Here is a 13,126-nt window from a genome sequence, read left to right as displayed (position 1 = left end):
TGCGTATTTTTGCGGCCAAATAAAATTTCATGAGCGTTAGAGTAAGATTTGCCCCCAGCCCAACGGGAGCTTTGCATATTGGAGGAGTGAGAACAGCCCTTTATAATTATTTATTTGCCAAAAAGAGTGGTGGCGAATTCATAATTAGAATAGAGGATACAGACCAAAACCGTTATGTTGAAGGGGCTGAAGACTATATTCTTAAGTCCTTGGAATGGTGTGGTATTACGCCTGACGAAGGTCCTCAAACTGGAGGTGACTTTGGGCCTTACCGTCAGTCTGACCGCAAATCGCTCTATAAAGAATATGCCGACAGGTTGATTGCTGAAGGAAAAGCTTACTATGCTTTTGATACTCCAGAAGAGCTTGATGAAATGCGCGAGCGCCTAAAGGAAGCGCGCATGGCAAATCCTCAATACAATGCCATCAGCAGAAATCAGATGAAAAACTCACTGACAATGTCTGCCGAAGAGGTGAATCAGAGGTTAACGTCAGGTGAGGCGTATGTGATTCGTTTTAAAATGCCGAAGAACGATGATGTCCGCTTTAAGGATGTTGTCAGAGAATGGGTAGTAGTGAATACCACCACGCTCGATGATAAGGTTTTGATGAAGTCTGACGGAATGCCAACCTATCATTTGGCCAATATCGTGGATGATCATTTGATGGAGATCACTCATGTGATTCGTGGTGAAGAATGGTTGCCTTCGGCTCCTTTACACGTCTTATTGTATGAAGCTTTTGGTTGGGAGGCTCCGCAATTTGCTCACTTACCATTGCTGCTCAAGCCTGATGGTAACGGTAAATTAAGTAAGCGAGCAGCAGATCAATTGGGCTTTCCAATATTCCCACTAAACTGGGTTGACCCCGTTACAGGAGAATTATCTAAAGGCTTTAAGGAATCTGGTTATTTGCCAGAAGCTTGCATGAACTTTTTGGCTTTGTTGGGTTGGAATCCAGGTACTGAGCAAGAAATGTTTACGATGGATCAGCTCATTTCTGAATTTTCATTAGAAAGAATTAATAAATCTGGAGCCAAATTCGACATTGAGAAGGCGAAATGGTTCAATCAGCAATACTTGAAAAATAAGTCGAATACAGATTTAGCTCAAATGCTGAAGGAAGAAGCTAATGTTGACGGAGATATGGAGCTTTTAAGTGCCATTGCAGGCTCAATGAAGGAACGAATTACCTTCGTTTCTGATATTTTGGAAAGTGGTGATTTCTTCTTTTCTGCACCCACAACTTATGATGAGAAAACCGTAAATAAGAAATGGACGGTAGAAGCGGTTCAGAAATTGACAGAGTTTGCTAACGAAATAGGTCAGCTTGTAAACGTTAGTCCTGAAGGGGCAAAGGAGAAATTTGTTGCCGTTTTGGCTACAGACGATACTCCGCTTGGAAAGGTTATGCCTGCATTGCGTTTGGCCTTAACGGGCGCTGGAGGTGGCCCAGACCTAATGGAGATTATCTCTATCTTGGGGACGGCAGAAACTGCGAATCGAATAAATAAAGCGATTCAAATCCTTAAAACGGCAAATTAAATTACCTCAGTTTTTATTTCACCGAAGTTAACAACGATAACATGGCAAGGAAAAAGGAGAATAAACAAAAAGATCAAAAGCCACGAGTGAATAAAGAACTTGAGGGAATGGAAATTAAGATCGATTCCTTTGGAGAAATTCGTAACTCTTTGTCGATTGATAAAATCAATGAATTCTTGAATAAGAATGTTGATGACAAGAAACTGCGTGATCGAGACGACCTGGATGAGATTAAAAGTAAAGAAAGTGATGAAGAGGAATAGAAACTCCTCTTCTCAACTTTTTTAAATCAATTAAATCTTCTTTTCAATACCTGAATAAAGGCGTCCATTTCATCTCCTTCAATATCCCATTTTTTGTTGTAGGGCTGTGTTTTGCTCAAGGCCTCATCCATACTGTTTGCCGTATCAAGCTCTTCAAGAACCTTCTTCATAAGGGATTGGTCACCATCAAAAAGCGTTTTGGCAAACATGATTCGTTCGTTGAGTGTGAGCGTTTTCTCAAGTGGCTGAATATTGTTCTTTTGAAGCTTTTCAGCTAAAGTGGGCCCATTCGAATTGCCATTAAAACGATCGTTAATCGTTTCTTTTCCATTCTCATGTTTAGCTGCGACTGAAGTTTTCGCCTCTGGTATTTCTTCTATTTCAGGAGTGAAAACTTGTGAAGGAGCTGGTTCAGCGGCTACTTCTTTTTCAAATTCAAAAAGAAGACTCAGTTTATCTTCAGCATTTAGCTTCTGCAAAAACTCAACAGGCTCAGGAATTTCGAAATGAGAGCTCATTGAATCAAACAAATTACCTAGGTAAGCAGGATTGATTGGTGTTTTAGCCGTGTCGTGAATTAATTTGAATCCTTCCGTATGTGTCTTTATGTACCTCAGTTTTCCTTTCGGTAGATTTTCTTTTTGTTCATCAAACCAATGGTTCAATACATATTTTTTTGGTGCGAAGGTCAATAGCATAGTTGTCTCAATCGCTTTGCTCAAAAGTGGTTCCAAATGGCCACGACCAATATTAATGTGGTTCGAAAGCGTATTCATAAACTCTTTGAGTGCTTTTTGCACTTCTTCAGCCTCGAAATCAAAATAAGGGCTTCTGAGTCTGGCTATTTCGGATTGCCATTGAGTGAAAAGCGATTCGATAATGAATGAATTCACTTGTCTGACCTCTGTGAGGGCCATAATAGACTCTCCACTTATTTTATTTTGTCCAGCAAAAAACTCAGTACATATGTCTGCAGCGGTGGCAGTAGAAAAACTCGAGATTGATTCTTGCTTTAGCTTGTAGCTCATGGCTTATTTCTTTTGTTTTGTAAATTAAAAATTATGGGACAGATCACTATTGAAAACCTGAACAATAAAGAGATTTCTAACACAGATAACTCTCAATCGGTACTGGATATTATTCACGAAAGCGGAATCGACTGGATGCATGCTTGCGGAAAAAAAGGCCGTTGTACCACATGTAAAATTATAGTAGTAGAAGGAGCAAACCAACTGAGCCCTATTGAAGAAACCGAACAACTGCTTTTCGATGCAGGTAAACTTCAATCAGGTGAACGTGTGGCTTGCCAGGCAAAGTTACTGGGTGATGTGAAAGTTCGTGTAGCTGACAAAAATAAATTTCCTCATATGACCTATACCGCATAGTATGTTTATCGAGCCACAAGGTAAAATAGCAGGAGAGCACACATCAGGATCCATCGAGGTGGTTTGTGGCTGTATGTTTTCTGGGAAAACGGAGGAATTAATTAGGCGCCTTCGTAGAGCTACTATTGCCAAACAAAATGTGGAAATCTTTAAACCAGCTATTGATACGCGTTATGATGTGGAGAATGTAGTCTCACACAACAACACCGTAATTCGCTCTACTCCAGTGCAGTTCGCTTCGGATATTTTGTTGTTATGTGGCGAAAGCGATGTGGTAGGAATTGACGAGGCGCAATTTTTTGATGATCAAATAATTGATGTCTGCCGAACCATGGCCAATAACGGAAAAAGAGTGATTGTGGCTGGTTTGGACATGGACGCTCAAGGAAATCCTTTTGGGCCTATGCCTCATTTACTTGCAATTGCTGAATTTGTAACCAAATTACATGCCATTTGTACGGTAAGTGGCAGTTTGGCATCATTCTCATACAAGCTTTCAGACTCCGAAAAGACCGTAGAACTTGGGGAGAAAGATATTTATGAGGCTAGAAATCGCAAATATTTTTACCTAGGGTTAGAAGAAAAAAAGAAGAATAAGAAAAAGTGATCAAACGCCTTTTTAGTCTGACTTTGGGAGCCATGATGCTTCTTGCAGTGCAAACCAGTTTTGCACAAGGTCAGATTCCAGTTTTCAATTGGCGATCGCACATCAGTTATAATAATGTGATTGATATTGCTGCGTCAGGCGAGCTTATTTATGCAGCGTCTCCCAATGGGCTTTTCTTTGTCGACTTATCTGAAAATTCTGTCAATCGGCTGACCAAAAGTAACGGACTTTCCGATGTGAGTATAGGTGCCATTGGTTACGACCCTAATTCCAAAGCCCTGGCGATTGGCTACGCAAATGGGAATATTGATTTGCTTTTAGGTGGAGGAATTCACAATATTAGAACCGTTCTAGAGGCGCCCACCACTACGAATAAATCATTTAAGAATATTGCCTTTAATAACGGCAAGGCTTACTTGTCTGGAGATTTAGGCATTATTGTTTTAGACCTTACCTCTGAAGAAATTATTGAATCGTACCAGAATATTGGAGTGAATGGCGAAAGTGTCAGCGTATCAGAAATTGTTTTTTCGAATGATCGTATTTACGCGGCTACAGAAAGTGGTATTCTTTCTGCCAGTTTAGAGAGTGGGGTGAATCGCCAAGATTACAACAATTGGAGAAGAGATTTTACTGGAATTAAGTTTTCGAACATTCAAGAAGTGGGTAATCGACTTTATGCCAGTTCAGATACAGATTTGTTCACCTTCGATGGCATTAATTGGTCGTATCAAGCCTCAGCCGAAGCATCGATTAAGGCCATCATTTCCGATTCAGATTTACCCCTGATTTTAACGAATTCTGGCATTTCCTCTTTCAATAATAATCAGTTTAACCGCCTTTATAGTTTTCCAAAGCAAGGAGTTTCACGAAATGAATTCCTGCAATATCAGAACTATTGGTGGGTAGGAGATGGCTTTGATGGTTTGCTCAAGGTGGAGCCTGACGGTCAACAATCGTTCAAGCCTTCAGGCCCAGCCAACGACAACACTTGGTTGATTGGGGACTATGAAGGCGAAACAATAAAACTCTCTGGTGGATTCGATGAGAATTTTTCCGCTTTAAATAGAGCCCCATTTTTCTCTTCCTATTCGTTTGAAGAGGGCTGGAAGAACACTGCTATCATCAATAGTTCTGGAGATAGCATCAAGGACCTCGTGGGCGTTGAATCAGCCAATGTTGCGGGTAAACCTTCAATGATATTGGCCTCTTTTACGGATGGTCTTTATTCTTTTTCAGATGGAAGTGGTCGCTCCATAAAAGAAATTTCGCCCAATACCACTTTGAATGAAAGTGGAAAAATTACTGGCTTGGCCAAAAGTGAGAATTCGCTTTGGGTTACGGATTATGGAACATTGAATTCACTCCATGAATGGAATTTCGAGGAAGATACTTGGCGTTCCTATTCCCTTACTAATTCCCGATCCAAATATCCTGTGTCGTTATTTATTGCCCCCAATGGTGATAAATGGATGCCGATTGAGGACAGCCGTGGAGGCGGAATTTTGGTGTTCAATGAAACCAGCAACACCGAACGATATTTGAATACGAATGGCGGGCAAGGTGGTTTGCCTGGGAGTGAAATCAATGCTTTGGTGTTGGATGAAAACCAATTTTTATGGGTAGGAACGGATGAAGGAATTGCCTTTTTTCCTAACCTGAATGCCATTCTTCAAGGGCAGGCATTGACGGCCAGTATTCCTATATACGAGAACCGCCTTTTGCTTCGCGATGAAAATATTACTGCGGTGGCGATTGACCCTGCCAACCGTAAATGGTTTGGAACAAATAACAACGGGCTTTGGCTTTTTAGCGAAACAGGTGAAGAATTGGTGCAAAGATTTACCACCCAAAATAGTCCACTGATTTCCGATGCAATCACCTCTATTTATGTGGAGGAAATCTCTGGGGAAGTCTTTGTAGGCACAGACAAAGGTTTGGTGTCTTTCAAAAGTGATGCAACGCTAGGCACTTTCGAGCATCAAAATGTAAAGATTTACCCGAATCCAGTACCACCAAATTTCGATGGGCAAATTGTAATCAATGGGCTGGTGAATAATGCTTCGGTAAAAATTACTGACATTTCTGGTAAGTTGATAAAGGAAACGAACGCCAATGGCAGCACAGCCATTTGGAACGGCCGCGATAATAACGGAGTAAAAGTAAAAACTGGCGTGTACTTGGTGTTCAGCTCTAATGGTGATGGCACTGAAACTTTTGTTGGGAAAATAGTGGTAATCTAATGCTGCACCGTACCCGAGGCATAGTGTTGAGCTACATAAAATATAAGGAGACTTCTATTATAGTCCGGATTTTCACCGAAGCTTTTGGTATGCAAAGCTATATTGTGAACAGCGTTCGGAGTGCTAAATCGAGAGGAAAGATGGCGCTCTATCAGCCGCTTGGATTGCTTGATTTGGTGGTGTATCACAAAAACGGAAAGGATTTACAGCGAATCTCGGAGGCTAAGTTTGGCTATGCGTACAGCTCCATTCCTTTTAATCCTGTGAAAACTGGGATTGGAATTTTTCTTACCGAAATGCTCAGCAAAACATTACGAGAAGAATCTGAAAACGAAGGGCTTTACGATTTTGTACATCAAGCGATGGTCATCTTCGACCATTTAGAAACGAACATCAGTAATTTTCATTTACAATTTCTGATGAAATGCAGTGGCTACTTAGGTTTCGAGCCTCAATCTGCCGAAGGCTTTATTGAGGAGCTTAAAGAAAACGGTGTTCACTTTTCTACTTTGGAGGCAGAAAGGACAATTATTTCTGATTTGATGAACAAGCCTTTAGGCGAGGAAATAATGCTGACAAGTCAATTAAGGCGCGATGTGCTGTCGCATATTATCAAGTTTTATCAGATTCACGTATCGGGATTAAATGAAATAAAATCTCTTGAAGTACTGAAAGAGGTGTTGAGTTAGTGAACTCTATAACGAATATTTAATAAATTAGACTGTTTTTAACCATTTCAGCCATGAGCAAAAAATTATACGATGAGGTTCCCTCACTAGATTTAGCCGATTTCACTTCGGGTGATCCAGCCAAAAAACAAGCGTTTGTAGATGCACTAGGCCAAGCTTATAATAACATCGGCTTTGTGGCGATAAAGAATCATGGACTTTCTGAAGCCCAAACACAAAAGCTATACGCTACTATTCAGAAATTCTTTTTGATGTCTGATGACATTAAACAGAAGTATGAAGTGCCAGAATTGGCTGGGCAACGTGGTTATATAGGCAAAGGGAAAGAACATGCGAAGGGTCGTAAAACGGGTGATTTGAAAGAATTTTACCATGTAGGCCAGGAAGTAACTGATGGCGACCCCATCAAAAATGAATATCCAGATAATATTTGGCCAGAAGAACTTCCAGAAATGGAAGAGATTGCGCTAGAAGTATACAAAACCATTGAGGCAGCAGGAATCAAGATGTTGCAAGCCATTGCGCTTTACTTAGGTTTACCTGAACATTATTTTGATGATAAGGTAAGGAACGGGAACAGCATTTTGCGTCCTATCCATTACTTTCCAATAGAAAACCCAGATGAAGTACCAGATGATGCGGTACGTGCGGCTGAGCATGGCGACATTAACCTGATTACGCTTTTGATGGGTGCGAGTGCCGATGGTCTTCAAGTGCTGAGAAATGACGGTAAATGGATTCCAATTACAGCTTTGCCAGAGCAATTGGTAGTGAATGTTGGCGACATGCTTTCGCGCCATACCAATAACAAGCTAAAATCAACAATTCACAGGGTGGTGAATCCTCCAAGAGCGTTAATGAAGAACAGGCGTTTCTCAATTCCGTTCTTTATGCACCCGCGCTCCGATATGGATTTGACTTGTCTAGAAAGCTGTATTGATGCAGATCACCCAAAGCTTTATGAGGACATTTCGGCTGGTGAGTTTCTCAATGAAAGGCTTATCGAGTTAGGCTTGAAAAAGAAGTAAACTAGCTTCGGTCCATTGATAAAGCGTATTCGATACTATATTTTTCTGCGTGATGTCCTTGTCATAGCGCTAACGGCCTTTGGCGGTGCACAAGCACATTTTGCCATGATCATTAAGATTATGGTAAAGAAAAGGGGCTACCTCACCGAAGAGGAGTTGATAGAATTGAATGCGCTTTGCCAGATTCTACCCGGTCCAACTTCTACCCAAACCATTACGGCCATTGGTTTTAGAATTGGGGGCGCCAATTTGGCCTACCTTACTTTATTGGTTTGGATGCTACCCGCAGTAGCCATTATGACTACAGCTGCAATATTGGTAGACTCTTATCAAACCAAAAATCTGAGTTTAGAATTTACCCGATTTATACAACCCATGGCCGTGGGCTTTGTGAGCTACGGTGCCTATATCATTGCATCAAAAGTAGTCACTACTCGAACGGCTGGTGGATTAATGGCACTTTCGGCCATTGTTACTTACTTTATTTCTAAGCCGATCGCTTTGCCGCTGGTGCTAATTTTTGCGGGAGCGCTTACTGCTTTTAAGTACAAGAAACAGGCACCCGAAGAGAAACAGAAGATAAAAATCAAATGGGGGAACTTTACACTTTGGGCCTTGGTGCTTGTGACCGCGGCTGGTATAGGAGCTGTTACCCAAGATAGATTTGTATTACTTTTTGAGAATTTTTATCGAAACGGAAGTTTGATTTTTGGTGGAGGGCAAGTACTGATTCCCTTCCTTCACACAGAGTTTGTAGAGTTTAAAGGCTTTTTGACTTCCGAAGAGTTTCTTTCTGGCTTTGCCATGGTACAAGCCGTTCCTGGGCCAGTGTTTTCAGTAAGCTCATTTGTTGGAGCTTTGTCTGTTCGAGAGATGGGATTGGGGGCACAAATTTTAGGTGGTTTTGTGGCTGCCTGCGGGATTTTTCTTCCAGGTACTTTCCTGATTTTCTTTGTCATTCGTTTTTGGGATGACCTAAAACGTTACCGTGTTGTAAGGGCTTCGCTGGAAGGAATTAATGCGGCCAGTGCGGGAATGGTGGCTGCCGCAGCATTTGTGCTTTTTCAACCCATCGAGAATAATGTAATGAATGTAAGTGTAATTATTGGCACTTTCTTGATTCTAACCTATACCAAAATACCACCTCCATTCGTGATTTTGGCAGGGCTACTGGCTGGGATATTTATACCTCAAATTTAAGGTTTACCCCTTTTTCACTGACTTCAAAATCTGTAGGAACTCCACAGTAAACAGGGAGGTTGCTTTTCTCATGTCCTAACGGGAAACCATAAGCGATTGGGATATTCAAGTCAGTTATGTTGCGAGAAATGACCTCCAAAGCATCTGCTCCAAAACTATCTTTATGGTCTTTCATAGAAGAAAAATCCCCTATGATTACGCCTGCCAAATCATCAAGCTTTCCAGCTCTTTTTAACTGCACAAGCATCCGATCTAAATGATAGAAGTATTCTCCCACTTCTTCCAAAAAGAGAATCTTTCCTTTCGTCTTGATTTCAGAAGAAGTGCCTATGGAATTGCAAATGATGGATAAATTTCCCCCAATAAGTTCGGCTGTTGTTTGACCATGCTGATTTAAAGCATGAGGGGCAATTTCATAATTTACCTTTCCTTCAAAAAGCATAGCTTTTAAGCTTAGTGTAGCTTGTTCATCCCAATCTAGCGTAACCGCCATTGGTCCATGAATGCAGGCAACAGAACGGTTGTTGAGTTCGGTAATCAGCGAAGTGATGTCGCTAAAACCGCAAATCCATTTTGGGTTTTCGAGGAAATTGCTCCAATTGATTTGCTCTAGAATTCTTGTAGTGCCATAACCGCCACGGGCGATCAGAATGGCTTTGATTTCTGGATCATCTAAGGCGCCTTGTAAATCATCAAGTCGTTGGCTGTCTGTTCCTGCAAAGTAGTGGTCTGTTGCTAGAACGTGCACGCCTAAAACTGGTGTTAATCCCCATTCGGTTAAGGTGTTCACCGCAAAAGTCAAATCAGACTGAATTTTCTTGGCAGGAGCCACGATGGCAATCTTATCGCCTTGACTTAATAATGGAGGGATCAACATGCCCAAAAGTAAAAAGAAGACGCCTGAATAGGACGTCTTCTCTCAACTTTTATGTTGCAGTTGGTTTTAAAAACTACAACTCCTCTACTTTTTCAATATTTACGAATTCGATTTCCTTCTCAGGAGTAAGTTCAATACTTACAACCGAATCCTTATCCACTTTACCAGATAAAATCTGTTTCGAAAGTTCGTTCAATACTTTGCGCTGAATCACTCTTTTGAGCGGACGGGCACCATATTGCGGATCCCAACCTAATTCGCCAAGGTAATCAAGCACTTCGTCAGTGGCTTCAATTTCGATTCCATTCTCACTCAATTGGTTCTGAATTAAGCCAAACTGAATTCTCACAATCTGCCTGATGTTATCGCGGTTGAGCGGCATAAACATGATCGTTTCATCAATCCTGTTCAAAAACTCTGGCCTCACTGCTTTTTTCAGCTGATTCATTACTTCAAGCTTAGTTTCATCAATCACATCCAACACATTCTCGTCAGTAATTTTAGCAAAGTTGTCTTGGATTATGGTTGAACCGATATTGGTCGTCATAATGATGATCGTGTTCTTAAAGTTGGCGACTCGGCCTTTACTATCCGTTAATCGGCCATCATCTAAAACCTGTAATAGAATGTTGAAAGCATCAGGGTGCGCCTTTTCAATCTCATCCAATAAAATTACTGAATAAGGTTTTCTACGCACCGCTTCTGTCAACTGACCGCCTTCTTCATAGCCCACATAGCCTGGAGGTGCTCCAATCAATCTACTCACCGCATGACGCTCCTGATATTCTGACATATCAATACGCACCATATTGTTTTCGTCATTGAAGAGGTATTCCGCCAAGGCCTTCGCCAATTCGGTTTTACCTACCCCAGTCGTTCCTAAGAAAATGAAAGAACCAATCGGACGCTTAGGGTCTTGCAATCCAGCTCGACTTCTTCGAACCGCATCAGACAGGGCAGTAATCGCTTCTTTCTGTCCTGCAACGCGTTTGCCCAATTCTTCCTCCAAGTGAAGTAACTTTTCACGATCAGATTGAAGCATTTTGGAGAGAGGAATGCCCGTCCATTTTGCGACTACTTCAGCAATGTCATCTGCATCCACTTCTTCCTTCAACAAGGTTTTTTCACCTTGCATCTCTTTCATTTTGGCTTTCTGCTCTTCTAGCTTCTGCTCTGCTTCTACAATCTTACCGTAGCGAATTTCTGCTACTCGACCGAAATCTCCTTCACGTTCTGCTTTTTCTGCTTCAGACTTATAACGGTCTATGCTTTCCTTTGCTTCGCGAATGCTTGTGATCACCGATTTCTCGTTTTCCCACTTCGCTTTAAGGTCATCTCGCTTCTCGGAGATTTCTGCAATCTCTTTTGAAAGCACCGTTTCCTTGTCTTTGTTTTTCTCTCTACGAATGGCTTCCCGCTCGATTTCCAATTGCATAATCTTACGGTTCATCTCATCCAATTCTTGTGGAAGAGAATCCATTTCTATACGCATTTTGGCAGCAGCTTCGTCCATTAAGTCAATCGCCTTATCTGGTAAGAAGCGATCAGAGATGTATCGACTTGAGAGCTCTACCGCAGCAATTACTGCGTCATCTTTAATTCGTACTCCGTGGTGCACTTCATATTTTTCTTTGATCCCTCGCAGAATAGAAATAGCATCATCACGGTCTGGCTCATCGACAATTACAGACTGAAACCTTCTTTCTAAAGCCTTATCTTTCTCAATGTACTTTTGGTATTCTTTTAATGTAGTGGCTCCAATGGCATGCAGCTCGCCACGTGCCAAAGCTGGTTTTAAAAGGTTGGCCGCATCCATTGCGCCTTCACCTCCACCGCCAGCGCCAATCAAAGTGTGGATCTCATCAATGAAGAGAATGATCTCGCCAGCGGCATCTTGTACTTCCTTAATTACCGCTTTCAAACGCTCCTCAAATTCACCTTTGTATTTGGCGCCCGCTACCAAAAGCCCCATATCCAATGAGATAATGGTTTTGGATTTTAGATTTTCTGGCACATCACCATCAATGATTCGTTGAGCCATGCCTTCAACAATGGCGGTTTTACCAACACCTGGTTCGCCCAAAAGAATTGGGTTGTTCTTCGTTCTTCTAGAAAGAATTTGAAGCACCCTTCTAATTTCTTCATCACGTCCAATTACGGGGTCGATTTTGCCTTGGCTGGCGAGCTCGTTTAGGTTTTTAGAATACTTGCTTAGCGATTGGTATTTAGACTCTGCATTGGCATCCGTTACACTGTTTCCACCACGTAATTCCTTAATGGCGGCAATCAACTCTTTCTTTCCAAAGCCAACCTCCTTCATCATAGAAGCTACTTTGTCTTTTCCTGCCAAGAGGCCAAGAACAATATGCTCAATGGCGACATACTCGTCTTTGAAATCCTTTAGGAATTCCAATGATTTGGTTAGTGCCGAATGGGCATCGTTGGATAAATAAGGCTGCGAACTACTTCCGCTTACTTTTGGGTATCCGTTTACAATATCTTCCAGTTTGGTTTCAAACTGCACCTTGTTTATACTCAGTTTCTTTATCAGGAAAGAAAGCACATTCTCATCCGATAAAAGGATCGCCTTCAAAAGGTGTCCCGGCTCGATGGCTTGCTGCTCATTACTAGCGGCAAGCTCGGCCGCCTTTTGAATGGCTTCCTGCGATTTGATTGTATATTTTTTAAAATCCATGATTGTTGTTTTCCTTTAAATATTTTCAAGCTTTTAGGCTTACATCTCTACCATAACAAACAATAATCCATTAGTGATGTTCGGAAAATTTGGCCGAAAAATGCTGGCTCATTTCGTTTATTCGGACATTATGTCTTAGATTTACACAAAAAATATTTAGAAATATGCCAAGAGTGAAGATAGAGTTACCCGATGCTTTTATGTTTGAAACAGAAATCAAGGTCAGGATTTCAGACATTAACTATGGCGGGCATTTGGGCAACGATAGCGTGCTGAGCATGATTCATGAATCGCGTTACCGTTTCTTTAATTCACTTGGTTATAAAGACGAACTTTCAATTGATGGTTGTGGTACTATTCAGGCCGATGTTGCTATTGCCTACAAGGGCGAAGCCTTTCATGGAGATGATATTAAAGTTGAAATAGCGGTCGCAGAGATTGGTAAGAAAAGCTTCGAGTTGGTATATCGATTAAGCTGCGGCACCAAAGAAATTGCCCGAGCGAAAACAGGAATTGCTATGTTCGATTACAAAGAAAGCAAAGTGGTGAATATCCCTTCACCATTCCTTTCAAAGATTCAAGCTTAGATCGTTAC

Annotated in this window: 12 protein-coding genes; 9 read left to right on the top strand and 3 right to left on the bottom strand. The window is 41.5% G+C overall.

Features of this window, described 5'->3' with window-relative positions; all coding sequences use genetic code 11:
- The first annotated feature begins 29 nt into the window (after positions 1-29).
- Entirely contained in the window at positions 30-1,544 is a 1,515-nt protein-coding gene (gene gltX, locus VOI17_RS12585; protein ID WP_323757573.1) for a glutamate--tRNA ligase, read from the top strand.
- Positions 1,545-1,585: 41 nt separating this feature from the next.
- On the top strand, positions 1,586-1,807 hold the full coding sequence (locus tag VOI17_RS12580; RefSeq protein WP_323757572.1) for a hypothetical protein: 222 nt from the start codon (positions 1,586-1,588) through the stop codon (positions 1,805-1,807).
- Between the two features lie 26 nt (positions 1,808-1,833).
- Here the strand turns inward: VOI17_RS12580 and VOI17_RS12575 are convergent, their stop codons facing one another.
- Entirely contained in the window at positions 1,834-2,835 is a 1,002-nt protein-coding gene (locus VOI17_RS12575; protein WP_323757571.1) for a hypothetical protein, read from the bottom strand.
- 33 nt (positions 2,836-2,868) lie between these two features.
- Between VOI17_RS12575 and VOI17_RS12570 the strand changes: the two genes are divergently transcribed.
- From VOI17_RS12570 to chrA, 6 genes are read left to right on the top strand one after another with little or no spacing between them, the layout of a single operon-like run.
- Positions 2,869-3,192, top strand: coding sequence for a 2Fe-2S iron-sulfur cluster-binding protein (locus VOI17_RS12570; RefSeq protein WP_323757570.1), 324 nt, complete (start codon positions 2,869-2,871; stop codon positions 3,190-3,192).
- A 1-nt stretch (position 3,193) separates the two neighbouring features.
- Positions 3,194-3,799 carry a thymidine kinase gene (locus VOI17_RS12565; protein WP_323757569.1) on the top strand — a complete coding sequence of 202 codons (606 nt, stop codon included), beginning with the start codon at positions 3,194-3,196 and terminating at the stop codon, positions 3,797-3,799.
- On the top strand, positions 3,796-6,042 hold the full coding sequence (locus tag VOI17_RS12560) for a T9SS type A sorting domain-containing protein (protein WP_323757568.1): 2,247 nt from the start codon (positions 3,796-3,798) through the stop codon (positions 6,040-6,042). The genes VOI17_RS12565 and VOI17_RS12560 overlap by 4 nt, the downstream gene beginning before the upstream one ends.
- A complete protein-coding gene (gene recO / locus VOI17_RS12555) occupies positions 6,042-6,731 on the top strand; it encodes a DNA repair protein RecO (protein ID WP_323757567.1) in 690 nt (229 codons plus the stop codon). The genes VOI17_RS12560 and recO overlap by 1 nt, the downstream gene beginning before the upstream one ends.
- A gap of 53 nt (positions 6,732-6,784) precedes the next feature.
- A complete protein-coding gene (locus VOI17_RS12550) occupies positions 6,785-7,759 on the top strand; it encodes an isopenicillin N synthase family dioxygenase (protein WP_323757566.1) in 975 nt (324 codons plus the stop codon).
- A 15-nt stretch (positions 7,760-7,774) separates the two neighbouring features.
- Positions 7,775-8,959 (top strand): chromate efflux transporter, encoded by a 1,185-nt coding sequence (chrA, locus tag VOI17_RS12545; protein WP_323757565.1) that lies wholly within the window; start codon positions 7,775-7,777, stop codon positions 8,957-8,959.
- Here chrA and VOI17_RS12540 read toward each other — a convergent pair.
- Both VOI17_RS12540 and clpB read right to left on the bottom strand, forming a co-directional pair.
- Complete coding sequence (locus tag VOI17_RS12540) at positions 8,943-9,836, bottom strand: LD-carboxypeptidase (protein WP_323757564.1); 894 nt, start codon at positions 9,834-9,836, stop codon at positions 8,943-8,945. The two genes, chrA and VOI17_RS12540, sit on opposite strands and share 17 nt — an antisense overlap.
- A gap of 73 nt (positions 9,837-9,909) precedes the next feature.
- Positions 9,910-12,531 (bottom strand): ATP-dependent chaperone ClpB, encoded by a 2,622-nt coding sequence (clpB, locus tag VOI17_RS12535; RefSeq protein ID WP_323757563.1) that lies wholly within the window; start codon positions 12,529-12,531, stop codon positions 9,910-9,912.
- Between the two features lie 164 nt (positions 12,532-12,695).
- On the opposite strand from clpB, the gene VOI17_RS12530 reads away from it, so the two are divergent.
- A complete protein-coding gene (locus tag VOI17_RS12530) occupies positions 12,696-13,118 on the top strand; it encodes a thioesterase family protein (protein ID WP_323757562.1) in 423 nt (140 codons plus the stop codon).
- Positions 13,119-13,126 lie beyond the last annotated feature (8 nt).

Origin of the sequence: Roseivirga sp. (assembly GCF_034669765.1) — a bacterium.
Classification (GTDB): domain Bacteria; phylum Bacteroidota; class Bacteroidia; order Cytophagales; family Cyclobacteriaceae; genus Roseivirga.
This window is presented reverse-complemented; position numbering and strand designations above follow the sequence as displayed.